Here is a 23,200-nt window from a genome sequence, read left to right on the forward strand (position 1 = left end):
TAGCCGAAAAACGCCACCAATCCATGCAATTTGACACTTTTAAAGGCACTGAGCAGCGTCAGGAATCTCTACTATTAATTAGACCTGAAAATGAATTGCGATTTATGTATACTTGCCTGCCCGATTTTTGACCAGTGAAGGAGGAAAACACCCCTCCTTTTGATTTTCCGACACACAACAGAGGGCGATCTATGAACTCCATCGTCACCTTTCCGAACCGCATCCCGGTTCAGGAATTCGAGGAACGCCGGTTCAAGGTTTTTACCGACCGCCAGCTCGATAAAATTGAGGCGATCCAGAATCTCCCTGAAGACACCCTGTTCGAGATGAAAGTGGTAGCCAGCGTGCTGCCATTCCGGGTTAACGAATACGTGATCAACGAACTGATCAACTGGGACAAGGTACCAAACGACCCCATCTACCAGCTTGTCTTCCCTCAAAAAGGCATGCTGAAAGACGAACATTACGAGCGCATGGCCAAGCTGCACCGCGAAGGCGCAGAGAAAAAGGACATCCAGGCCGCCGCCAAGGAAATCCGCGACGAGCTGAACCCGCACCCGGCCGGCCAGATGGAAATGAACATGCCGGAGCTGGATGGCGAAGTACTGGACGGCGTACAGCACAAATACCGCGAGACCGTGCTGTTTTTCCCGTCCCAGGGCCAGACCTGCCACAGCTACTGCACCTTCTGCTTCCGCTGGGCGCAGTTTGTCGGTGACAAAGACCTGAAAATGGCCAGCACCGATGCAGAGAAGCTGCACGGCTACCTGCAGGAGCACACCGAAGTGACCGACCTGCTGGTGACCGGTGGCGACCCCATGGTGATGAAGACCAAGAACCTGGTGCAGTACCTGGAGCCACTGTTGCAGCCGGAGTTCGACCACATCCAGACCATCCGTATCGGTACCAAGGCCCTCACCTTCTGGCCGTACCGTTTCGTGACCGACAAGGACGCGGATGAACTGATCGAGCTGTTCGCCAAGCTGGTCGATGCCGGCAAGCACGTGGCCATCATGGCCCACTACAACCACTGGCAGGAAATCACCACCGAGATTGCAGAAGAGGCCATCCGCCGCATCCGCGCCACCGGTGCCGAAATCCGCGCCCAGGGCCCGCTGATCAAGCACGTCAACGACGATGCCGAAGCCTGGGCCAAGCTGTGGAAGAAAGAAGTGAAGCTGGGCATTATCCCCTACTACATGTTTGTAGAGCGGGACACCGGTGCCAAGAACTACTTCGAGGTGCCCCTGGCCGAGGCCTACAACATCTACCGCGAAGCCATGAAGCAGGTCAGCGGCCTGGCCCGCACCGCCCGCGGCCCCAGCATGAGCGCCGGCCCCGGCAAGGTAGAGATCCAGGGCATCACCGAGGTCAAAGGCGAAAAGGTGTTCGTGCTGCGCTTCCTGCAAGGCCGCAACCCGGACTGGGTGCAGCGCCCGTTCTTTGCCAAGTACAGCGAAACGGCCACCTGGCTGCATGAGCTGGAGCCCGCCTTTGGGGAGGAGAAGTTCTTCTTTGAGGATGAGTTTGAGGCGATGAAGCAGGGTAATGCCTGAATCAGGTGATACTCAGCTAATCCAGAGAGCCGGGCAAATCGCCCGGTTTTTTGTGCAATACAAATAGATCATGATGATCAGTGAGCCTTCGGCACAAACCCCTCCGGCTTGTCCCGAATCCACTCCACGAATACCATCAATTCCTCCAGCTCCATCAACTTATCCCAACTGTTGTAATACAACCCAAGCTCACACTCCGAGCAAGCCTTATGAATCGCGTTATGGCAGGGTCGGCAAACCCAGAGCGTGCGGGTGACCATGTCTTCCTTGCTGAACAGCTTCTGGAAGCGTTTCTTTCTGTGCAGGTGCCTGGGAATCAAATGATGACGGGTGAGCCCGGCAACGGGGCGTTGGCAGAGTTCACAGTCGTCGGGCTGGGGCGGGAGTTTGAGCATCTTCAGGTCATTATCAGAGCCAGACGGTGATGCAACCACCCGGCTCGGTTCCGGCAGACCGGGTCAGTGCATCAAGGTATACAACTTCCTGCGGTAAGCCCGCACATCCGGATTGTTATTCCCCAGCTTCTCGAACAGCTCCACCAGCGTAGTTTTAGCGATGCCGTCTTTATAAGCACCGTCTGCCTGCATCAGGCGAATCAGCAGATCCATGGCTTCGGCGTTCTTGTCCTGTAACACCATGTGCAGGGATAACTGGTGCAGAGCCTCGGGGTCTTTCGGATTGGCTTCCAGTTTAGCTTCCAGCTCGGCCTGCGGCGGCAGTTCGCCAGATTGCTTGAGGAACTTCACCCTGGCCGCCAGCTGCTTGGCCTTGTGCTGCAGTTTCTCTTCCGGCGGCAGGCTGTTGAGTACCTGCTCGGCGGTGTCGAGATCGCCCTGCTCGGCTTTCAGCTGGGCCAGGTCGATCAGCACATCCAGGTTTTCCGGGTCTTTCTGGTTCATTTCGGTGAGGATCGCCAGGGCACCGTCTACATCGCCAGCGTCCCACAAGGCGTGGGCCTTTTCATACGGGTCTTCCGCCGGGGCTTCGATGTGCTTTTCCAGTACCTTTCGGATTTCGCTTTCCGGCAGGGCACCGTTGAAGCCATCTACCGCCTGGCCATTCTTCACCAGAATGATGGTGGGCAGGCTGCGCACGCCCAGGGATGCGGTCAGCTCCTGCTGCTCGTCCGCATTCACCTTGGCCAGCTGGAAGTTGCCCTGATACTCCTCCGCCAGCTTCTGCAGAATCGGCATCAGCTGTTTGCAGGGCGCGCACCACTCGGCCCATACGTCCACCAAAATCGGGGTGGTGGCGGAGGCTTCCATCACTTTCTGCTGAAAGTTGTCGGCGGTGGCGTCGAATATATACGGCGAGTTGCTCATAAGTCGGGAACCTGAACCAGAATGAATAAAATTGCCTAAAGATATGGAGCCGGCAGCAGAAAAATCAAGCCAGCTTGAAAACCTGGCTTTCGTCGTCACATAGGTCTTTAACCACTCAGCCCTGAGAGCAACACGGTATGAATGACGAGAACCGCAAAGACTCCCTGGAAGAATTTGAAGACGACGTTACCGAGTACATCGGCAAAGACGAGAACAGCAAAAGCCTGATCCTGCCGCAGCAGGCCAGGCCGCGGCGTATGTATGTACTGCCGGTGTCTAACCGGCCGTTCTTCCCGGCCCAGGTGCAGCCGGTGGTGGTCAACCAGAATCCCTGGCAGGAGACCCTGAAGCGGGTGGGTGAAACCGAGCACAAGGTTCTGGGTATCTGCTTTGTGGAAGATCCGGAATCCGACACCGGCATTCCCGCCAGCGACGACCTGGAAACCATTGGGTGCGCGGTGAAGGTTCACCATGCCCAGAGCGAAGGTGGCAAGGTTCAGTTTATTGCCCAGGGCATGCAGCGGTTCAGGATTGTTCAGTGGCTCCGCCGTCGCCCGCCCTACCTGGTGGAGGTGGAATACCCGGAGGAGCCGGAAGAACCGGCCGATGAACTCAAGGCCTACACCCTGGCCATTATCAGCGCCATCAAGGAGCTGCTGCGCACCAATCCGCTGTACGGCGAAGAGGTGAAGCAGTATCTGTCCCGCTTTGGCCCAGAAGACAGCTCGCCGCTGGCGGATTTCGGTGCCTCCATGACCAGCGCCCCGGGCCGCGAGTTGCAGGATGTGCTGGATACCGTGCCCCTGCTTCGGCGCATGGAGCGGGTATTACTGCTCATGCGCAAGGAGCAGGAGGTGGCGCGCCTGCAATCCGAGATCAACGAGGAAGTAAACGAGAAGGTTCAAAAGCACCAGCGCGAATTCTTCCTGCGTGAGCAGCTGAAAGTCATCCAGCGGGAGTTGGGGATCGCCAAAGACGACAAGACCGCTGACGTGGAGCGCTTCGAAGAGCGCATGGCCAAGCTGAATCCGCCAGCAGCTGTGGTTGAACGGTTCAAAGATGAAATTCAGAAATTGCAGGTGCTGGAGCAAGGCTCCCCGGAATACGGCGTGACCCGCAATTATCTGGACTGGATTACCCAGGTGCCCTGGGGCGTGCATTCCGAAGACCACTTCGACCTGGCCGAAGCCCGCAAAATTCTGGACCGGGACCACGACGGCTTGGGTGATGTGAAAGACCGCATCATCGAGTTTCTGGCCGAGGGCACCTTCAAAGGTGAAGTGAGTGGTTCCATACTGTTACTGGTAGGCCCGCCAGGCGTAGGCAAAACCTCTATTGGCCATTCGGTGGCGGACGCGCTGGGCCGGGAGTTCTACCGGTTCAGTGTAGGCGGCATGCGGGATGAAGCCGAAATCAAGGGTCACCGCCGCACCTACATCGGCGCCATGCCCGGCAAGTTCGTACAGGCCCTGAAAGACAGCAAAGTGGCCAACCCGGTGATCATGCTGGACGAGATCGACAAGATTGGCAGCTCCTACCAGGGCGACCCGGCCTCGGCCCTTCTGGAAACCCTGGATCCGGAACAAAACAAGGAATTCCTGGACCACTACCTGGACGTGCGCATGGACCTGTCCAAGGTGCTGTTCGTGTGCACCGCCAACCAGCTGGACACCATTCCCCGGCCCTTGCTGGACCGGATGGATGTGATTCGCCTGTCCGGCTACATCGGCGAAGAAAAACTCGCCATCGCCAAGCACCACCTGATGCCGCGGCTGCTGAAACGGGCTGGCTTGCTGAAAAAACAGCTGAACATCACCGATGCGGCCATCCGCCAGGTGATCGAAGGCTACGCCCGGGAAGCCGGCGTGCGGAACCTGGAAAAGCTGCTGCACAAGATCATCCGTAAGGGAATCGTGAAACTGCTGGAAAACCCGGACCAACCGGTAAAAGTGGGCGTTGCGGACCTGCCGGACTACCTGGGCCAGCCCGCCTTCCGCAAAGAGAAATCCATGAAGGGCACCGGCGTAGTCACCGGCCTGGCATGGACCGCTATGGGCGGCGCCACCCTGAGCATCGAGGCGTCACAGGTTCACACCAGCCAGCGCGGGTTCAAGCTCACCGGGCAGCTGGGGGATGTGATGAAAGAATCCGCCGAGATTGCCTACAGCTTTGTGTCGTCCAACCTGAAACGGTTCAAGGGCGACCCGACCTTCTTCGACAAATCCTTCGTGCACCTGCACGTACCGGAAGGCGCCACCCCGAAAGACGGCCCCAGCGCCGGCGTGACCATGGCCACCGCCCTGCTCTCCATCGCCCGCAAAGAAGCCCCGCAGCAGAACATCGCCATGACCGGGGAGCTGACCTTAACCGGGCAGGTGTTGCCGGTGGGAGGTATTCGCGAAAAGGTGATTGCTGCGCGCAGGCAGAAGATCAATAATCTGATACTTCCGGAGGCGAACCGGGGGGATTATGAGGAATTGCCAGAGTATCTGAAGGAAGGGATTACGGTGAACTTTGCGAAGCACTATAACGATGTGTTTCAGGTTTGCTTTGGGAATAAGCCGAGGAAGGGGGCTTCGGTGCACTGACTTTTTTGCCTCGGACTATAACTCACAAGCCTGCCGGTTGCGGGTGGGGTACAGGTTTTCTGCCGGAAAAAGATGTCTGAGCGAAGCGAGTTGTTTTTCCAAAGAAAACCTGTACCCCGCCCGCAACCAGCCACCATGGGTTTCAGGTTGGGTGCCCAAGTTGGGTGCCTTGGAGGGGAGCCCGAATAAGCCTTGTGCCATGGGGGTCTGTCCACGTAGGGACAGACCCCTTGCCAGACTGCGTCTCAGGCTTTTTCTTTCCAGCCGTCGTCTTTGAGGACGGAGCCTACGGTGAGTACCGGCGAGGCGTCGATGTCGTCGGCGTCCATCATATTGGCCACGCGCTGCAGCGAGGCCAGGATCATGGTCTGCTCCCACTCCGCCAGGCTCTGGAACTTCTGGATGAAATCTTCCTGCAGGGGGTTCGGAGCCCGGGCCAGGATCTCAGCGCCGGCTTCGGTCAGGTGGGCGTGCACCTTGCGCTTGTCCTGGGTGCTGCGCACCCGGTACACCAGCTTGCGCAACTCAAGGCGGTCCAGAATGGTGGTCACCGTGGCCTGGCTCAGGCTCACATTCTCGGCAATGGTGCCGATGGTCACCTCACCCAAGTCCCGGATGGTGCGCATAATCAGAAGCTGCGGCCCGGTCAGGCCTGCGTGCTTGCTCAACCGCTTGGAATGCAGATCCGTTGCCCGGATAACCCGCCGAAGTGCTACCAACACCTGCTCGTAATTATTCACACCCTACTCCACTCAGGACCAGTTATTTATACCTCTAATTATTAGAGGTCTTCGCACCACAGAATGCAAGTGGCGGATATTACCTAGCTTGCGTTCTTTAAGCCCGCTGCATTCAACACCCCATGCGGCATTATTTCCGCCAGCCACTATGCTAAGGTCATCACCTGCTAGCCAATACATGCAACAGAAAACGGAAACGGTTGATGATCAGGTACTTTCTAGCGTTCGTCTTTGCACTCGCCTTCGCCACCACACTCCAGGCACAACAGCAGCAACTGGGGCCGGACAAAGAGCTCACCGCAGAAGACGTTGAGGAAAGCATCAAAACCCTCGAAAAGCCCATGTACACTCCCTTTGTGGAGCTGTACCTGCTGGACGAGTCCAAGGCCCTGCGCAAGGAAATGCAGGACACCCGGGCCGAGCTGATCGAAAAGGTGGTAGAGAAAGAACTGTCCGTGGCCGACAAGTCCATGTCTTACGCCACCGATACCGTTACCTACTTCTTCTACCTGATTGCCGGTGCCACCTCCATCCTGGTGGTGATCGGCTGGAACTCCATCCGCGATATGCGCCACCAGCTCACCAGCCTGGCCGAAAAGCGGGTGAACGAACTGGTGGTGGAATACGAACAGCGGCTGAAGTTTATTGAGGAACAACTGCAGCAGAAGTCTGAAATCATCCACCAGAACCAGGCGGAGATTGAGCGCACCAACGAGGTGCACGCGCTCTGGTTGAAGGCAAGCCAGGAAACCTCCCAGCAGAACAAGATCGCTGCCTACGACCAGATTCTGGACCTGCGACCAGACGACGTAGAGGCACTGAGCTACAAGGCTGACGCGGTGCTGGAAATGCGCGAGCCATTGTGGGCCATCAGCCTGTGCCAGCGGGCGCTGAAGCTGGCTCCGGATAACGGCCACGCCCATTACCAGCTGGCCTGCGCCTATGCCGAGATCGGCCGCTGGGAAGATGCGGTGGCCACGCTGGAAAAAGCCATCGACATTTCCGAGGCTTACCGGGATGACGCCTCGGTAGACCCGAGTTTTGAACAGCTGCAGGATCACGAGACTTTCAGGAACCTGGTCTTTATTGACCAGGACGACAGCACGGACGCGTAATCATCCGGAGACCGGCACGGCGTTTGCTATTTCAACTTCGAATAGCAACGCTGTGTTCCGGAGCAAATGCCTCAGCTCCCATGCTTGACAAGGCTCGGGTGGTGGTGTTTCTTAAGTCTCTGAGAACATAAGAATAACCCTGACACAAACAGGAAAAACACGATGAATACCTCCGTAAAGAAACTCGTTACCGCTGTAAGCGCCTCCGTTGCCTTGATGGCTGCCGGCCAGGCTGCTGCTGAAATCAAGATTGGTATTGCAGGCCCCATGACCGGCCCCGTAGCCCAGTATGGCGACATGCAGTTCTCCGGTTCACGCATGGCCATCGAACGCATCAATGCCGCCGGCGGTGTGATGGGTGAAGAACTCGTTGCCGTTGAAGTGGACGACGTGTGCGACCCCAAGCAGGCCGTAACCGTCGCCAACCGTCTGGTGAACGAAGGCGTTCAGTATGTGGTGGGTCACCTGTGCTCCAGCTCTACCCAGCCGGCGTCTGACATCTACGAAGACGAAGGCATCCTGATGATTACCCCGGCCTCCACCAGCCCGGAAATCACCCAGCGCGGCTACGAGCTGGTGTTCCGGACCATTGGCCTGGACAGCATGCAGGGCCCGGTTGCCGGCAACTACATTGCCGCCCAGAAGCCCGAGCGCGTGGCGGTGGTTCACGACAAGCAGCAATACGGTGAAGGTATTGCCACGGCCGTGCGCGACACCCTGAAAGACGCCGGCATTGAAATCGCCATGTTTGAAGGCATCACCGCCGGCGACAAGGACTTCTCTTCCCTGGTTACCAAGATCAAGCAGGCCGACGTGGACTACGTTTATTACGGCGGCTACCACCCGGAGCTGGGGCTGATCCTGCGCCAGGCGCGCCAGGCAGATGTTGATGCCAAATTCATGGGGCCTGAAGGTGTGGGCAACAAAGACATCAACACCATTGCCGGCGATGCCGCCGAAGGCCTTCTGGTAACCCTGCCACCGGCGTTCGACCAGAAAGAAGAAAACCAGGAACTGGTGGCGGCCTTCGCCGAGAAAGGTGAAGACCCCTCCGGCCCGTTCGTTCTGCCGTCCTACACCGCGGTTCAGCTGATTGCCGAAGGTATCGAGATGGCGGATTCCAAGGACCCGTTCGAGGTAGCCAGCGCCCTGCGTTCCGGCACCTTTGAAACTCCGATCGGCACCGTACAGTACGACAAGGCCGGCGATCTCAAAGCCTTCGAATTTGTTGTGTACGAGTGGCACGCCGACGGCAGCAAGACTCCGGCAAACTAAGCCAGATTCGTTTAATTGCAGTATAAACGAGAGCACCTTCCCGCCGTGATCCGGGGGAAGGTGCCTTTCTGGGCGCTGTTTCTCGGAGCTCCACACCCATGCAAGACCTCCTGTATTTCTTTCAGCAGCTCATTAACGGGCTGACGATCGGGAGCACCTACGCCCTGATCGCCATCGGCTACACGATGGTTTACGGCATCATCGGCATGATCAACTTCGCCCACGGCGAAATCTATATGATTGGCGCCTACACCGCGCTTATTGCCATTACCGGCCTGGCTACCCTCGGCATTGCCTGGCTTCCCCTGATCCTGATTGTCGCGCTGCTGTGCGCCGTGATTGTGTCCAGCTCCATGGGCTGGGCGGTCGAACGGGTTGCCTACCGGCCGGTTCGAGGCCGGCACCGGCTGATTCCCCTGATTTCCGCCATCGGCATGTCCATCTTCCTGCAGAACTATGTGCACCTGGCCCAGGGCTCCCGCAACATCGGTTTTCCGGCCCTGATGGAAGGCAGCTTCCGCTTCGGTTCGGCAGAGGGCTTCCAGCTTTCATTGTCTTACATGCAAATCACCATCTTTATCACCACCCTGGTGTGCATGACCATTCTCAGCCTGTTTATCTCCCGGTCCCGTATCGGCCGCGCCTGCCGGGCTGTGTCGCAGGATCTGGGCATGGCCAACCTGCTGGGTATCGACACCAACCGCATCATCTCTGCCACCTTTGTGATTGGCGCAGCGCTGGCTGCGGTGGCCGGCCTGTTGCTGGGCATGTACTACGGCTCGGTTGACCCGCTGTTCGGCTTTATTGCCGGCCTGAAGGCCTTTACCGCAGCGGTACTGGGCGGCATTGGCAGCATTCCGGGCGCCATGCTCGGCGGCCTGATTCTGGGTGTGGCAGAAAGCATGACGTCCGGCTACCTCAGTGGTGAATACAAAGATGTGGTGTCGTTCAGCCTGCTGATCCTGATCCTGCTGTTCAAACCCACCGGACTGCTTGGCAAACCGGAGGTTGAGAAGATCTGATGGCCACCCCCAACTTCAAACATGCGTTGTTCTGCGCAATCGTAACGCTGATTATTGCCTACCCCATTCTGGGCCTGAACCTGGTGGCGCAAGGCACAAAGGTGGGCCTGGAAGGCGCCACCACGTCTACCGTGATCTCGGTGGTGCTGGCCGCGTTCGTGGTGTTTTTCTTCCAGCTGTTCCGCGACAGCATTATGGGTAGCCTGGGCAAACTGCCGAAACTGAACCCGCTGAGCGGGCGCGAGCCCATGCCCCAGGCCAAACGGGCAAAGCTGGAATCCTGGGTGCTCACCGCCATCGTGGTATTTGCCCTGTTCTGGCCGTTCCTGGTGTCCCGCGGCTCGGTAGACCTCGCCACCCTGGTGCTGATCTACGTGATGCTGGCACTGGGCCTGAACGTGGTGGTTGGCCTGGCTGGCCTGCTGGACCTGGGCTATGTGGCCTTCTACGCCGTCGGCGCATATACCTTTGCACTGCTATCGCAATACTTCGGCTTCAGCTTCTGGGCGGCCTTGCCCATCGGTGCCTGCCTGGCGGCCTTGTTCGGCCTGGTGCTGGGTTTTCCGGTGCTGCGGTTACGGGGTGATTACCTGGCCATCGTGACCCTCGGCTTCGGGGAAATCATCCGCATCCTGCTGAATAACTGGACGGCGGTCACCGGCGGCCCCAACGGCATTGGCGGCATTCCCGAGCCCACCCTGTTCGGCATGGAATTCGGCCGGCGGGTGAAGGAAGAAGGCAATACCTCTTTCCACGAAACCTTCGGCATTGCCTACAGCGGCGAGCACAAGGTGATCTTCCTGTACCTGATCGCCCTGGTGCTGGCGGTGATTACCGCACTGGTGATTCGCCGGCTGATGCGCATGCCCGTTGGCCGCGCCTGGGAAGCCCTGCGGGAAGATGAAATTGCTGCCCGTTCGCTCGGCCTCAGCCGCACGGCGGTGAAGCTCTCCGCCTTCACCATCGGTGCTTTCTTTGCCGGCTTCGCCGGTACGGTGTTTGCCTCCAAGCAGGGCTTTATCAGCCCGGAGTCGTTCGTGTTCCTGGAATCCGCCATCATCTTGGCCATTGTGGTGCTGGGCGGCATGGGCTCGCAGATCGGCGTTATCCTCGCCGCCATTGCGGTCACCATCCTGCCGGAGCTGGCCCGGGAGTTTGCCGATTACCGCATGCTGATCTTCGGTGCGGCCATGGTGCTGATGATGGTATGGCGGCCGCAGGGGCTGATGCCCATGCGCAGGATTCACATTGAACTGAAACGGCAGGAGTGACAGGCATGCTAGAAGTATCCAATCTGTCCATGCGCTTTGGCGGCCTGCTGGCAGTCGACCAGGTAAGCCTGGACGTACAGGAACGGGAAATCGTATCGATCATCGGCCCGAACGGGGCCGGTAAAACCACAGTGTTCAACTGCATCAGCGGGTTCTACAAGCCGACCGGCGGCAAGATCCTGTTCGAAGGGCGGGAGATTCAGGGCACGCCTGACTACAAGATCTCCCGGCTGGGCATGGTGCGCACCTTCCAGCACGTGCGGCTGTTCAACCAGATGACGGTGGTGGAAAACCTGCTGGTGGCCCAGCACCGGCACCTGAACACCAACCTGCTGGCAGGCCTGATTAAAACCCCGAACTACCGGGAGCGGGAACAGAAGTCACTGGACCGGGCCACCTACTGGCTCGACCGGGTGGGCCTGCTGGACCTGGCCAACCGGGAAGCCGGCAACCTGGCCTATGGCCAGCAGCGGCGGCTGGAAATTGCCCGCTGCATGGTGACCGAGCCCAAGCTGCTGATGCTGGACGAACCCGCCGCCGGCCTGAACCCGGCCGAAACCAAAGACCTCAACCAGCTGATTGTCAGCCTGAAGTCCGACTACAACGTGTCGGTACTGCTGATCGAGCACGACATGAGCCTGGTTATGGACATTTCCGACCGGATAACCGTGATCAACCAGGGCCGCCCCCTGGCCAGCGGTACCCCGGCAGAAGTCCGCCAGAACGACGATGTGATCAAAGCCTATCTGGGCGAGGCCTGAGGAAACACCATGCTAGTACTGGAAAACGTTCATACCCACTACGGCAAGATCGAGGCCTTGCACGGGGTGTCTGTGGAGGTGAACAAGGGCGAAATTGTCTCCCTGATCGGTGCCAACGGCGCCGGCAAGACCACCCTGCTGATGACCGTTTGCGGCAACCCGCAAGCCAGCGCCGGCCGGGTCATTCTGGAAGGCCGCGATATCACCAACGAAGCCACCTCCAACATCATGCGTTCCGGCATTGCCATTGTGCCGGAAGGCCGGCGGGTGTTCTCGGGGCTGACGGTGGAAGAGAACCTGCACATGGGGGGATTCTTCAACACCAAGGCCGAAATCCGCAAAAGCCAGGACCACGTGTACGAACTGTTCCCGCGCCTGAAAGAGCGGGAGCACCAGAGGGCCGGCACCATGTCGGGCGGTGAACAGCAGATGCTGGCCATCGGCCGGGCACTGATGAGCAAACCCAGAATGATCATCCTGGATGAGCCGTCACTGGGTCTGGCGCCGATCATCATCCAGCAGATCTTCGAGATCATCGGTCACCTGCGCGAAGAAGGCATTACAGTCTTCCTGGTGGAGCAGAACGCCCATCAGGCGCTGAACCTGGCAGACCGGGGCTATGTACTGGAAACCGGGCGTATCCGGCTGCACGATACCGGCAAAAACCTGTTGGCGAACCCGGAGGTGCGGGAGGCTTACCTGGGGGGTTAAGGCTGCCTGAAAAACACAAAAGCCGGAGAGGTCCTGCCCTGCTCCGGCTTTTTTCTGGCATGGCCAGATCCGTTACTCTACGCTGCGGATCGTGCCCTTATAACCTTCAACGGTTACGTCGATGGTGCCGTAAACAAGATAGTCATTCTTCTTTACGATGTAGCGTGGAGCTACAATCACATCGGCGCCAGAGGTTTTGATGGCATTATAGGCAGCAGCAGACTTCACCGCAGAAACCGGATCCAGGCCACCCAGCCCCAGACCGCTGCCGCCGCCGTTGCCGTAGGTCATGCCATCGGCGTATTCGCTGTCGTCACTCATGGTGAAGAACAGGATCTTGGTTGCGGAGGATTTGCCAGTAATCTTCTCACCCACTTCGATATCGGCCTTGATATCGGTGGTCACGCTGCCATGCAGGGGAACCGGGTTAGAGCTGACATTCAGGGAGGAACAACCGGACATTGCGCCGGCTACCAGAAGGGTAGATGCAATCAGTGCTTTTTTCACAAAACTTCTCCATGTGTTGTTACTCGGCCGTCATGGCCGCGCGCACTATACTGAAAGCGCCTGCTTATGACAAGATCGGTTAAATTTTGAGAAAACCATCACATTTAGGCATAAGAAACCTCTTCGCCACGCCTCCCCGCCAACCCTTCCCTCTTCCAATACACTGATTTATTTACCCAAGCCAGTTTTGATCTATACTTGTAGTAACGGTCTTCAACCAAACCGGCACCGGCCGGGGCCGTTGTCTTGCAGCCAACCCAGGAAATTCCGGTTGCAGGGTATGCGACGAAGCAAAAAACCACATAAAGGAGTGGATAATGAAAAAACTGATCGCAGGTGCAATTCTTCTTGGCGCATCTTCCATGGCATTCGCCCAGCCTGGCTGTGGTGTTGGCGCCATGATCTGGAAAGGCCAATCCGGTATTGCTCCACACGTACTGGCCGCCACCACCAACGGAACCTTCGGCAACCAGACTTTCGGTATGACCACCGGTACTCTGGGCTGCTCCACCAACCAGTCTGTGCAATCCATGGCTATGTACATGGACAGCAACATCGACAAGGTTGCCCGTGACATGTCCCGTGGTTCCGGCGAAAACCTGGACACCCTGGCCGTTCTGCTGGGTGTAGAAGAAGCCGACCGTGATACCTTCCGCAAAGTACTGCAAGACAACTTTGCAGCCATTTTCCCGAACTCTGACACCACCTCCGGTGAAGCGGTAGATTCCATCGTTTCCCTGATGGAACAGGACGAGTCTCTGAGCAAGTACGTAGCCGCCTGATCGGCTAAACCCAAAGGATTGAACCCGCGCCATGGATGGCGCACTATCGCCGTACCAATCTAAACCGGACGTAAACAATTCCCATGGGCTACCCCTTGCGCACTGGGCAGGCTGCACTCTGGCTTGCATGTTCACTCGCAACCCCGGCAACCTTTGCCGCCATTCCCGACAACCTTCACGAACATCCGGTGTGGCTCACGCTTGGCCACTACCACCAGGATACCCTGGGCTCCGGTTTCACCAGCCAGGCAGACGATCCTGCGTTTTTCCTGAGCGAGAATGGCAAAACCTCACCGGAAGCAGAACTACAGACAACCCTGGAAGCCATCCGCCAGCCCGGCGGTGGTGATGACCATGCCCGCTGCCGCTTCCCGGCCCGGGATGCCTGGTTGCGGGAACAACTGGATTTACCGGACACCCCGGTAGACTGCCCGGCTTACGACGAATGGGCCGAGACCCTGAACACCGAGAAAGTCACCCTGGTGTTTGCGGCCTCGTACCTGAACAGCCCGTCCTCCATGTTCGGCCACACCTTCCTGCGGCTGGACCCGCCCCAGGACGACGAAGAAACCGACCTGCTGCTGGCCAACACCATTTCCTACGCAGCCGATGCCGCCGAACACGACAGCGAACTGCTGTTTGCGTATCGCGGAATCTTCGGAGGCTATCCGGGCATCACAGCTATCCAGCCATATTACGAAATGATCCGGCTGTACAACGACATCGAACACCGGGACCTGTGGGAATACACCCTGAACCTCACCCAGCCGGAGGTCGACACGCTGCTGGCCCATACCTGGGAGATTCAGGACAAGAACTTTGACTATTACTTCTTCGACGAAAACTGTGCCTACCGCCTGCTGGCACTGATTGACGCTGCCCGCCCGGGCACAGACCTGCTGGATGAAGTAAGCACTCACGCCATTCCGTCTGACACCGTACGCTGGGTAAGGGATGCCGGGCTTGTGGAAAGCATTCATTACCGCCCCTCCGCCGCCACCTCCGTTGCCCACAGCCTCGACAGCCTGCCTCCTGAACACCGGACCATCGCCGCTGCGGTCGCCAACGGCTATGTGGATGTGAACGACCCGGAAGTCCGGGAGCTGGAGAAGAACGACCGTGCCCAATTGCTGGACGCCACCTACGACTACGTGCGCTACCAAAGCGAAGCCGAGGGTTGGCCCCGGGAGCATGCGGCACCGCTGTCCCACCAGCTGCTGGTATCCCGCAGCCAGATTGACGGCGCCGAAGAGTTGCCCAAGGTACCGGAACCTGAAATCCGCGACGACCAGGGCCATGACACTTTCCGCCTGAGCCTGGGCTCCGGCCAAATGGCCCACAGCGAATTCACCCAGCTGACTCTCCGGCCCGCCTACCACGATGTGCTGGACCCGCCCGCCGGTTACCGCACCGGTGCGCAGCTGCAATTCCTGCGCCTCGACGCCCGCCTCTACCACGACAACGACGAACTGCAGGTAGAGCAGATCACCGGGGTGGAAATACGCTCCCTGAGCCCGAGAAACCCGTTCTTCTCGCCAATCTCGTGGCAGGTGGGCTTCGGTGGCCGCCGCACCGATACCGGTGATGACCGCGTGCTCACACCCTATCTGGAAGGGGGAGCCGGTGGCAGCTGGGGCCTTGGCCAGAATACCCAGGCGTTCGCCATTGCTACCGCCGATGTGGAAATCGATGACGACCTGCGCCGCGGCCACGATTTCGCCCCGGGGGCAGACCTCGGCCTGCTGCACCAGAACAACCGCTTCAGCCTGCTGACCGGCGCAAAAACCAAGGCCTGGATCATCAGCAGCCAGCACCGGCAAGACCAGCTGTACGCCGAAGGCAACTGGCACATTGGCCGCGAGTTCAGCGTATTCGCCAAATTCACCCGGGAAGACCACTTCGACAGGTACCAAAGCACATGGCAAGCCGGCCTGCACGCCTACTTCTGAACCCCAGGGCGGCCATCGTCGCCCTGCTGACCATCACCGCACTGCTGCAAACCGGCTGCAGCAGTGTGTTCTTCTACCCGGACAACACCACCTACATCACCCCGGATCGCCTCAACCTGGACTATGAGGACGTCTACCTCGACACCACAGACGGCGAAACCCTCCACGGCTGGTGGCTCCCTGCCCCCACCGACGAACCCGCCAAGGGCACCATCTACTACCTGCACGGCAACGCCCAGAACGTCAGCGCCCACATCCTCAACGCCGCATGGCTGCCAGAACAAGGCTACAACGTATTCACCCTCGACTATCGCGGTTACGGCCAGTCTACCGGCGCACCCGATATAGAAGGCGCCCTGCACGACGTAGAAACCGGCCTGCGCTGGCTGATCGAACAGGAAGACACACAAAAGCGCCCGCTTTACCTGCTGGGCCAGAGCCTCGGTGGAGCCCTGGGCGTTGCCCTCGCCAGCGAATGGGTGCAGCGCAACGAACAACCCGAACTCAATGGCCTCATCCTCGACGGCACCTTCTCCGGCTTCCGCTACATCGCCCGGGAGAAGCTCGGCCTGTTCTGGCTCACCTGGCCGTTCCAGTACCCCCTGAGCTGGACCATTCCGGATGACTACGAAGGCACCGACAGGATCGCCGGTGTGTCACCGGTGCCGGTGATGATTATCCACAGCGTGCGTGATGGCATTATTCCGTTCGAGCATGGTGTGCGGTTGTATGAAGCGGCGGAGCAGCCTAAGGAGTTTTTGCGGACGGATACGCCCCATGCGGCGACGTTTGTGATTCCTGCGTACAGGAAGGCGGTGCTGGAGTTTATGGAAAAGAATTTTTAGCCACTAAACCCACAAAATCACACGAAAAAAATAAAAGCTTATTAAACAGAAAACCCGCCATGAAGGCGGGTTTTCGTGTTACTGACTAACTGAAAAATCAGTCAGCGAAGTCAGTCGGCTGTTCGCCTTCCTTAACTTCCTTCATGGACAGCTTAACGCGGCCACGGTTGTCGACATCCAGAACCTTAACCAGAACTTCCTGACCTTCGCTCAGCTCGTCAGTCACGTTCTCGATACGGCGCTCGGAGATCTGGGAAATGTGCACCAGACCATCCTTACCCGGCAGGATGTTAACGAAGGCACCGAAGTCCACAATGCGCTCAACGCGGCCCTTGTAGATTGCGCCCACTTCGATCTCGGCAGTGATTTCCTTGACCCGGTTTACAGCAGCCTGAGCGGCGGCGGCATCAGCGGCGTAGATTTTCACGTTGCCGTCGTCATCCAGGTCGATAGAAGCACCGGTCTCCTCGCAGATACCACGGATGGTAGCGCCACCCTTACCGATAACATCACGGATCTTGTCCGGATGGATCTTGATGGTGGTGATGCTCGGAGCGCGCTCAGACAGCTCGGCGCGGGGCTCGGCGATTACCTTGTTCATCTCGTCCAGGATATGCAGGCGCGCAGCGTTGGCCTGCTCCAGGGCGATTTCCATGATTTCGTCGGTAATACCCTGGATTTTGATATCCATCTGCAGGGCAGTAACGCCGTCTTTGGTACCGGCAACCTTGAAGTCCATGTCGCCCAGGTGGTCTTCGTCACCCAGGATATCAGTCAGGACCGCGAACTTGTCGCCTTCCTTGACCAGACCCATGGCGATACCGGCAACCGGCGCCTTCAGGGGCACACCTGCGTCCATAAGAGCCAGGGAAGAACCACACACGGAAGCCATGGAACTGGAACCGTTGGATTCAGTGATCTCGGACACCGCACGAATGGCGTACGGGAATTCTTCGATGGTCGGCATAACCGCGGCTACACCACGCTTGGCCAGGCGACCATGACCGATTTCACGACGGCCCGGGCTACCCATACGGCCCGCTTCACCTACGGAGTACGGAGGGAAGTTGTAGTGGAACAGGAACGGGTCTTTGCGCTCACCTTCCAGGGCATCGATGATCTGCACGTCACGGGTGGTACCCAGGGTGGCAGTTACGATGGCCTGGGTCTCGCCACGGGTAAACAGGGCGGAACCGTGAACGGACGGCAGTACACCAACTTCGACCTTGATCGGGCGAACGGTCTTGTTGTCACGGCCATCGATACGCGGCTTGCCTTCGATAACCTGCAGACGAACCACAGACTTCTCGACCTTGCCGAAGTACTTCTTCACTTCCTCTTCGGAAGGCTGGCCTTCTTCTTCACCGGCCAGTTTTTCAACGGCGGCAGATTTGATCTCGCCCAGACGCTCGTAACGGGCCATCTTGTCGCGGATCGCGTAGGCTTCTTCGATGGCACCACCGAACTCGGCCTTGATAGCGTTCAGCAGCTCGGTGTTCTCTGCCTCAGGCTGCCATTCCCAACGCGGCTTGCCGTTTTCAGCAGCAAATTCCTTGATGGCGTTGATGGCAGTCTGCATTTCCTGGTGGGCGAACAGTACGGCGCCCAACATCTGGTCTTCAGTCAGGCCCTTAGCCTCGGACTCAACCATCAGTACCGCTTCGTCGGTACCGGCCACAACCATGTCCAGCAGGGAGCTGCCCAGCTCTTCGAAGGTCGGGTTCAGGAAGTAGCCTTTCTCGTTGGTGTAACCCACACGGGCAGCACCAATCGGGCCGTCGAACGGGATACCGGAGATGGCCAGGGCTGCAGAGGCAGCCAGCATGGCAGCGATGTCCGGATCCTGGTTCTTGCTGGACGACATAACCGTCAGCACAACCTGGACTTCGTTCATGTAGCCACTCGGGAACAGCGGACGGATCGGACGGTCGATCAGGCGGGAGGTCAGGGTCTCTTTCTCGGACGGACGACCTTCACGCTTGAAGAAGCCACCCGGGATTTTACCGGCGGCGTAGGTTTTTTCCTGGTAGTTCACGGTCAGGGGGAAGAAGCCCTGGCCCGGCTTGGGCTCTTTGGCGCCTACAACGGTGCCCAGAACGGAGATGTCTCCACAGCTGACCAGTACTGCGCCAGTGGCCTGGCGGGCGATGCGGCCAGTTTCCAGGGTGAAGGTTTCGCCACCCATTTCGAATGTTTTAATACGTGGTTGCAGATCCACAATAAACTCCTGCTTTTTCAGTTATGAACTCGGGTTTCAACTGCAGCAGCTTGACCTGTGAACCGAAAGGCAACCCGTCTGAAAGCTAACAGGCTGTTGTAAAACCCCGGCTGGGACTGTGGTTTCCCGACAGCACCCGGGCTTTCAACAACCTGCTATCAATATCGGCTTTCCATTAGACAGAGAAAATCCTTCGGTTTCACTGACAAATCAACTGCAGCAAAAATAACGGGAGAAAAGCGCGGTAAAGGCCGGGACACGCCCGGCCTTTACCTTCAGGTCGAAACCCGGATTAGCGACGCAGACCCAGACGCTGGATGAGTTCCAGGTAACGGTCGGCGTTTTTACGCTTCAGGTAGTCCAGCAGCTTACGACGCTGGTTTACCATCCGGATCAGGCCGCGGCGGGAATGGTGATCCTGCTTGTTGGCCTTGAAGTGATCCTGCAGCTTGTTGATGTTGGCGCTCAGCAGAGCTACCTGAACCTCAGGGGAACCGGTATCGCCATCACCTTGCTGAAAATCCTTAACGATCTGAGCTTTCTCACTGGCAGAAAGTGCCATATTACACCTCATAGGTTGCGATGCTGTTAAATCCGGCCGAACCGCGCATCTCTACAGCCCGGCTAAACAACGGCGGGGTTACCTGCCGTTGTTTTTTACCAGCCGGCGCGGCACCAGATTGGTGTCGTCGCCTTCCGGCATAGCTTCAGCCAGCCCCACAAAGGAACGGTCGCCATGAATGCGCACGAAGCCTTCCAGAGACTGACCGGGTATTCTAACCGGTTGTCCGTTCAAGATCGATACCAGCGCAGGCCCCGCCAACCGGTGCTCGGGGAACATGGTCAGGGCGCTTTCCGGCGGCAGCAACAGGCCATCCAGACTCTCGCCCCGCTCACGCATGGCTTCCAGGTCTTTGACATCACGGGCATTTGCCAGGGTGTAACCGGAGGCCAGGGTTCTGCGCAGGGCAGACACATGGGCACCGCATCCCAGAGCTTCGCCGATATCCTCGACCAGTGAGCGAATATACGTACCCTTGGTGCAGGTGACCGCCAGGTCGAGCTCCTGCTCGCGCACCGCCAGCAACTTCAGCTCGTAGATGGTGACAGGCCTGGCCGGCCGGTCAATCACGATGCCTTCGCGGGCGTATTCGTACAGGGGCTTGCCCTGGTGCTTCAGGGCAGAGTACATGGAAGGAACCTGCTGAATATCGCCCCGGAAGTTTTCCAGGACAGCCTCCACCTGCGCTTCGGTCAGCGCCGGCACAGGCTTTTCTTCCACCACCGCACCTTCACTGTCGCCGGTTTCGGTACGAATACCCAACTTCGCAGTGGTGATATAGGCCTTGTCGCTGTCCAGCATCATCTGGGAGAACTTGGTGGCCTCCCCGAAGCACAGCGGCAATACGCCGGTGGCGAGCGGATCAAGCGCTCCGGTATGGCCGGCCTTGGCCGCACCATACAGGCGCTTGACCTGCTGCAGGATTCCGTTGGAGGTAACGCCCTGAGGCTTGTCGATCACCAGAATGCCGTTTACATCACGGCCTTTGCGTCTACGGCTCAAGCATCACGCTCCGGGTTGTCGGAAACGGGATCGTCGTTGTCGTCCCGGGGTACGGCCGGCTTGTCGCCTACCGCCTCGCGGATCAGCCGATCCATCTTCCGGCTCTGGCCCAGCAGGGTATCGAAGTGAAAGCGCAGGTGGGGAACCACCCGCAACTTCATCGCACGGCCTACCTGGCCCCGCAAAAAGCCGGAGGCATTGTTCAGCACTGCCAGCGATTCCTTCACCTCGGGCGATTCCTCGGTGAGCTCTTCGGTAGACAGCAGTGAAACATAGATATCGGCGTAGCCCAGGTCACGGCTGACCTTTACGTCGTTCACCGTGACCATACCAACGCGAGGGTCTTTCACCTCGCGCTGGATGAGCTGGGCCAGCTCACGCTGCATCTGGTCGCCAATGCGTTCTACGCGACTGTATTCCCGTGCCATCAGGCCCCCGTGGATTCAAGCTGACGTTCAACACGGACGCGATCGAATACTTCGATCTGGTCGCCCACTTTCACGTCGTAGCCTTTAACACCGATACCACATTCCATACCGTTGCGAACTTCCGGCACGTCATCCTTGAAGCGACGCAGGGACTCCAGCTCGCCTTCGAAGATCACCACGTTGTCGCGCAGTACGCGGATCGGCTTGTTCCGGTATACGGTACCTTCGGTCACCATACAGCCAGCCACCTGGCCGAACTTCGGTGAACGGAACACATCACGCACATCGGCGATGCCCACGATATCTTCGCGGAACTCCGGCTTGAGCATACCGGTCAGGGCCGCTTTCACATCATCGATCAGGTTATAGATGATGCTGTAGTAACGCAGATCCAGGCCTTCCTGCTCAACCAGGCGCTTGGATGCGGTATCCGCACGCACGTTGAAACCGAAGATAACGGCGTTGGTGGCCATGGCCAGGCTGACGTCGGTCTCGGCAATGCCGCCCACGCCGGAGGACACGATCTTCACCTGAACCTCTTCGTTACCCAGGTCCTGCAGGGCCTTGGTAATGGCTTCCAGGGAACCACGCACGTCGGTCTTGAGCACAACGTTGAGGGTTTTGACCTCGTCTTTGCCCATGTTCTCGAACATGTTTTCAAGCTTGGCCGCCTGCTGGCGCTGCAGACGCTGTTCACGCTCGCGGGTCTGACGGAATTCAGCCAGTTCCTTGGCCTTCTTCTCGTCGGCTACGGCGAAGAACTCGTCACCGGCATCTGGTGTGCCGTTCAGGCCCAGAATCTCAACCGGGATGGACGGGCCAGCGTCTTTTACCTGGCGTCCGGCTTCGTCGGTCATGGCGCGAACCTTACCGAAGAAGGAACCCGCTACCACCATATCGCCCTGGCGCAGGGTACCGTTCTGAACAAGAACAGTGGCTACGGAACCACGGCCACGCTCCAGGCTGGATTCAACCACAACACCTTTGGCAGCCGCATCCGGAGAAGCTTCCAGCTCGAGGATCTCGGCCTGCAGCAGCACCGCTTCCAGCAGGTCGTCGATACCCATACCGGTATGCGCTGAAACCGGCACGAACTGAACGTCGCCGCCCCAGTCTTCCGGAATCACGTCCAGCGCAGACAGCTCGTTCTTGATGCGGTCTGGATCGGCTTCTTCCTTGTCCATCTTGTTGATGGCAACCACCAGGGGTACGCCTGCAGAGCGGGCGTGCTGAACGGCTTCCTTGGTTTGCGGCATAACGCCGTCATCGGCCGCCACCACCAGGATAACGATATCGGTACACTGGGCACCGCGAGCCCGCATGGCGGTGAACGCCGCGTGGCCCGGGGTATCCAGGAAGGACACCATGCCGTGATCGGTTTCTACGTGGTAGGCACCGATATGCTGGGTAATACCACCGGACTCGCCGGCAGCAACCTTGGCGCGACGGATGTAATCCAGCAGCGAGGTTTTACCGTGGTCAACGTGACCCATCACGCTGACAACCGGTGCCCGCTTGATTTTCTCTTTGCCTGAGTCGTCGCCGGTGATTTCACTCAGCACTTCTTCTTCAAAGGCATCTTCGCTGACAGCCCTGGGCTTGTGGCCCAGCTCTTCGGTTACCAGAACCGCAGTTTCCTGGTCCAGCGCCTGATTGATGGTGGCCATTACGCCCATACCCATCAGGGTTTTAATAACATCAGCGGCTTTGACAGCCATACGCTGGGCAAGGTCACCTACGGTGATGGTTTCCGGAATCTGTACTTCTCTTACCATGGGCTTGGTTGGCCTCTCGAAAGCATGACGCTTTTCTTTCGGTTTCTTTTTAGCCCGCAGCTGCTTGCGAGGACGGTTTTCTTCGTCGTCCTCGGAAATAACAAGAGGTTCTTCAACCGGACGGCTGCGAGGGCCGCGATGACCAGCCTGTTTCTTCTTAGGCTTGCCTTCTTCGATTTCGTCGCCGCGCTCGCGTACCTTTTCTTTTTTCTTCTTGGGCTTGCGATCCCGTCCTTCATCTTCCGGCGGAGGCATGGGAATGTCCTCCGGTGCCGGCTCGGGCTCCTGGGCTTTCTTCGGCTCGGCAGCAGCTTGTTCCTGCTCCGGCGCCGGGGCAGCAGCGGATGTCTCCGGCTGTGCCTGTTCTGCAGTTACCTGCGGTGCCTGTTCCGGCGCTTGCTGTTCCGCTACCGGCTGCTCTGCCACTTCTTCCGGCTTCGGTGCTGCCACCTCCGGCTCGGGCTGCAGTTCCGCACGCTTGATATAGGTGCGGCGCTTGCGTACTTCCACGTTCACGGTTTTTGCCTTGCCGGCCTTCAACGTGGTTGTGGTTTTACGCTTCAAGGTAATCTTGTTCGGCTCTGCCTGGGCTTCACCGTGGGTCTTTCTCAGATAAGCCAGCAACTGCTGCTTCTCATCACTGGTGACAGCGTCGTTCTCACTGCGGGCTTTCAGGCCCGCTTCAACGATCTGCTTCAGCAAACGATCCACGGGAGCGCCTACATCTGCGGCCAGTTGTTTTACCGTTACTTCAGCCATACTGGTCCTCCT

20 protein-coding genes are annotated in these 23,200 nt (G+C 58.4%); 11 read left to right on the forward strand and 9 right to left on the reverse strand.

Annotation, left to right across the window (positions count from 1 at the left end; all coding sequences use genetic code 11):
• Positions 1 to 191: 191 nt before the first annotated feature.
• Positions 192 to 1,556: a KamA family radical SAM protein gene (locus H3Z84_RS07790; protein ID WP_199457075.1), complete on the forward strand. Its 1,365-nt coding sequence runs from the start codon at positions 192 to 194 to the stop codon at positions 1,554 to 1,556.
• Positions 1,557 to 1,633: 77 nt separating this feature from the next.
• Here H3Z84_RS07790 and H3Z84_RS07795 read toward each other — a convergent pair whose 3' ends face one another.
• On the reverse strand, positions 1,634 to 1,951 hold the full coding sequence (locus H3Z84_RS07795; RefSeq protein WP_199457090.1) for a hypothetical protein: 318 nt from the start codon (positions 1,949 to 1,951) through the stop codon (positions 1,634 to 1,636).
• 63 nt (positions 1,952 to 2,014) lie between these two features.
• Positions 2,015 to 2,878, reverse strand: coding sequence for a thioredoxin (gene trxA / locus H3Z84_RS07800; RefSeq protein ID WP_199457076.1), 864 nt, complete (start codon positions 2,876 to 2,878; stop codon positions 2,015 to 2,017).
• A 137-nt stretch (positions 2,879 to 3,015) separates the two neighbouring features.
• On the opposite strand from trxA, the gene lon reads away from it, so the two are divergent.
• Positions 3,016 to 5,466 (forward strand): endopeptidase La, encoded by a 2,451-nt coding sequence (gene lon, locus H3Z84_RS07805; protein WP_094623631.1) that lies wholly within the window; start codon positions 3,016 to 3,018, stop codon positions 5,464 to 5,466.
• Positions 5,467 to 5,711: 245 nt separating this feature from the next.
• Here lon and H3Z84_RS07810 read toward each other — a convergent pair whose 3' ends face one another.
• Positions 5,712 to 6,206 (reverse strand): MarR family winged helix-turn-helix transcriptional regulator, encoded by a 495-nt coding sequence (locus H3Z84_RS07810; protein WP_022988280.1) that lies wholly within the window; start codon positions 6,204 to 6,206, stop codon positions 5,712 to 5,714.
• Positions 6,207 to 6,409: 203 nt separating this feature from the next.
• On the opposite strand from H3Z84_RS07810, the gene H3Z84_RS07815 reads away from it, so the two are divergent.
• From H3Z84_RS07815 to H3Z84_RS07840, 6 genes are all read left to right on the forward strand, one after another.
• Complete coding sequence (locus H3Z84_RS07815) at positions 6,410 to 7,321, forward strand: TPR end-of-group domain-containing protein (RefSeq protein WP_199457077.1); 912 nt, start codon at positions 6,410 to 6,412, stop codon at positions 7,319 to 7,321.
• A gap of 162 nt (positions 7,322 to 7,483) precedes the next feature.
• The gene (locus H3Z84_RS07820; RefSeq protein WP_199457078.1) at positions 7,484 to 8,596 is read left to right on the forward strand and encodes a branched-chain amino acid ABC transporter substrate-binding protein; all 1,113 of its coding nucleotides are present in this window, start codon (positions 7,484 to 7,486) and stop codon (positions 8,594 to 8,596) included.
• A gap of 98 nt (positions 8,597 to 8,694) precedes the next feature.
• The gene (gene livH, locus H3Z84_RS07825) at positions 8,695 to 9,618 is read left to right on the forward strand and encodes a high-affinity branched-chain amino acid ABC transporter permease LivH (protein ID WP_022988283.1); all 924 of its coding nucleotides are present in this window, start codon (positions 8,695 to 8,697) and stop codon (positions 9,616 to 9,618) included.
• A complete protein-coding gene (locus H3Z84_RS07830; protein WP_058341790.1) occupies positions 9,618 to 10,889 on the forward strand; it encodes a high-affinity branched-chain amino acid ABC transporter permease LivM in 1,272 nt (423 codons plus the stop codon). The genes livH and H3Z84_RS07830 overlap by 1 nt, the downstream gene beginning before the upstream one ends.
• Before the next feature lie 5 nt (positions 10,890 to 10,894).
• The gene (gene livG, locus H3Z84_RS07835; RefSeq protein ID WP_022988285.1) at positions 10,895 to 11,650 is read left to right on the forward strand and encodes a high-affinity branched-chain amino acid ABC transporter ATP-binding protein LivG; all 756 of its coding nucleotides are present in this window, start codon (positions 10,895 to 10,897) and stop codon (positions 11,648 to 11,650) included.
• A gap of 9 nt (positions 11,651 to 11,659) precedes the next feature.
• A complete protein-coding gene (locus H3Z84_RS07840; protein WP_058341791.1) occupies positions 11,660 to 12,361 on the forward strand; it encodes an ABC transporter ATP-binding protein in 702 nt (233 codons plus the stop codon).
• 72 nt (positions 12,362 to 12,433) lie between these two features.
• Here H3Z84_RS07840 and H3Z84_RS07845 read toward each other — a convergent pair whose 3' ends face one another.
• Complete coding sequence (locus tag H3Z84_RS07845) at positions 12,434 to 12,868, reverse strand: hypothetical protein (RefSeq protein ID WP_082641074.1); 435 nt, start codon at positions 12,866 to 12,868, stop codon at positions 12,434 to 12,436.
• A gap of 317 nt (positions 12,869 to 13,185) precedes the next feature.
• Between H3Z84_RS07845 and H3Z84_RS07850 the strand changes: the two genes are divergently transcribed.
• From H3Z84_RS07850 to H3Z84_RS07860, 3 genes are all read left to right on the forward strand, one after another.
• On the forward strand, positions 13,186 to 13,650 hold the full coding sequence (locus H3Z84_RS07850; protein WP_058341792.1) for a DUF3015 domain-containing protein: 465 nt from the start codon (positions 13,186 to 13,188) through the stop codon (positions 13,648 to 13,650).
• Positions 13,651 to 13,733: 83 nt separating this feature from the next.
• Positions 13,734 to 15,599, forward strand: a complete 1,866-nt coding sequence (locus H3Z84_RS07855) for a DUF4105 domain-containing protein (protein WP_199457079.1) — start codon at positions 13,734 to 13,736, stop codon at positions 15,597 to 15,599.
• Positions 15,569 to 16,444, forward strand: a complete 876-nt coding sequence (locus tag H3Z84_RS07860) for an alpha/beta hydrolase (RefSeq protein ID WP_199457080.1) — start codon at positions 15,569 to 15,571, stop codon at positions 16,442 to 16,444. The genes H3Z84_RS07855 and H3Z84_RS07860 overlap by 31 nt, the downstream gene beginning before the upstream one ends.
• Positions 16,445 to 16,541: 97 nt before the next feature.
• On the opposite strand, the gene pnp is transcribed toward H3Z84_RS07860, so the two are convergent.
• The 5 genes from pnp to infB all read right to left on the reverse strand — a co-directional run bounded on the left by pnp (position 16,542) and on the right by infB (position 23,188).
• A complete protein-coding gene (gene pnp / locus H3Z84_RS07865) occupies positions 16,542 to 18,656 on the reverse strand; it encodes a polyribonucleotide nucleotidyltransferase (protein WP_206768872.1) in 2,115 nt (704 codons plus the stop codon).
• Positions 18,657 to 18,954: 298 nt separating this feature from the next.
• Positions 18,955 to 19,224, reverse strand: coding sequence for a 30S ribosomal protein S15 (rpsO, locus tag H3Z84_RS07870; RefSeq protein ID WP_011786757.1), 270 nt, complete (start codon positions 19,222 to 19,224; stop codon positions 18,955 to 18,957).
• A 78-nt stretch (positions 19,225 to 19,302) separates the two neighbouring features.
• Complete coding sequence (truB, locus tag H3Z84_RS07875) at positions 19,303 to 20,226, reverse strand: tRNA pseudouridine(55) synthase TruB (RefSeq protein WP_199457082.1); 924 nt, start codon at positions 20,224 to 20,226, stop codon at positions 19,303 to 19,305.
• Positions 20,223 to 20,654 carry a 30S ribosome-binding factor RbfA gene (rbfA, locus tag H3Z84_RS07880; RefSeq protein WP_022988293.1) on the reverse strand — a complete coding sequence of 144 codons (432 nt, stop codon included), beginning with the start codon at positions 20,652 to 20,654 and terminating at the stop codon, positions 20,223 to 20,225. Before rbfA ends, truB begins: the two co-directional genes overlap by 4 nt.
• Positions 20,654 to 23,188 carry a translation initiation factor IF-2 gene (infB, locus tag H3Z84_RS07885; protein WP_094623621.1) on the reverse strand — a complete coding sequence of 845 codons (2,535 nt, stop codon included), beginning with the start codon at positions 23,186 to 23,188 and terminating at the stop codon, positions 20,654 to 20,656. Before infB ends, rbfA begins: the two co-directional genes overlap by 1 nt.
• Positions 23,189 to 23,200 lie beyond the last annotated feature (12 nt).

Origin of the sequence: Marinobacter sp. bablab_jr003 (assembly GCF_016464245.1) — a bacterium.
GTDB classification, from domain to species: Bacteria; Pseudomonadota; Gammaproteobacteria; order Pseudomonadales; family Oleiphilaceae; genus Marinobacter; species Marinobacter vinifirmus.

What these genes read in the sequence shown, in the direction of transcription:
- H3Z84_RS07790 (WP_199457075.1), top strand. Translation starts at nt 192, where the DNA reads ATGAACTCCATCGTCACCTTTCCGAACCGCATCCCGGTTCAGGAATTC.
- H3Z84_RS07795 (WP_199457090.1), bottom strand. Translation starts at nt 1,951, where the DNA reads ATGCTCAAACTCCCGCCCCAGCCCGACGACTGTGAACTCTGCCAACGC.
- trxA (WP_199457076.1), bottom strand. Translation starts at nt 2,878, where the DNA reads ATGAGCAACTCGCCGTATATATTCGACGCCACCGCCGACAACTTTCAG.
- lon (WP_094623631.1), top strand. Translation starts at nt 3,016, where the DNA reads ATGAATGACGAGAACCGCAAAGACTCCCTGGAAGAATTTGAAGACGAC.
- H3Z84_RS07815 (WP_199457077.1), top strand. Translation starts at nt 6,410, where the DNA reads ATGATCAGGTACTTTCTAGCGTTCGTCTTTGCACTCGCCTTCGCCACC.
- H3Z84_RS07820 (WP_199457078.1), top strand. Translation starts at nt 7,484, where the DNA reads ATGAATACCTCCGTAAAGAAACTCGTTACCGCTGTAAGCGCCTCCGTT.
- livH (WP_022988283.1), top strand. Translation starts at nt 8,695, where the DNA reads ATGCAAGACCTCCTGTATTTCTTTCAGCAGCTCATTAACGGGCTGACG.
- H3Z84_RS07830 (WP_058341790.1), top strand. Translation starts at nt 9,618, where the DNA reads ATGGCCACCCCCAACTTCAAACATGCGTTGTTCTGCGCAATCGTAACG.
- livG (WP_022988285.1), top strand. Translation starts at nt 10,895, where the DNA reads ATGCTAGAAGTATCCAATCTGTCCATGCGCTTTGGCGGCCTGCTGGCA.
- H3Z84_RS07840 (WP_058341791.1), top strand. Translation starts at nt 11,660, where the DNA reads ATGCTAGTACTGGAAAACGTTCATACCCACTACGGCAAGATCGAGGCC.
- H3Z84_RS07850 (WP_058341792.1), top strand. Translation starts at nt 13,186, where the DNA reads ATGAAAAAACTGATCGCAGGTGCAATTCTTCTTGGCGCATCTTCCATG.
- H3Z84_RS07855 (WP_199457079.1), top strand. Translation starts at nt 13,734, where the DNA reads ATGGGCTACCCCTTGCGCACTGGGCAGGCTGCACTCTGGCTTGCATGT.
- H3Z84_RS07860 (WP_199457080.1), top strand. Translation starts at nt 15,569, where the DNA reads ATGGCAAGCCGGCCTGCACGCCTACTTCTGAACCCCAGGGCGGCCATC.
- rpsO (WP_011786757.1), bottom strand. Translation starts at nt 19,224, where the DNA reads ATGGCACTTTCTGCCAGTGAGAAAGCTCAGATCGTTAAGGATTTTCAG.
- rbfA (WP_022988293.1), bottom strand. Translation starts at nt 20,654, where the DNA reads ATGGCACGGGAATACAGTCGCGTAGAACGCATTGGCGACCAGATGCAG.
- infB (WP_094623621.1), bottom strand. Translation starts at nt 23,188, where the DNA reads ATGGCTGAAGTAACGGTAAAACAACTGGCCGCAGATGTAGGCGCTCCC.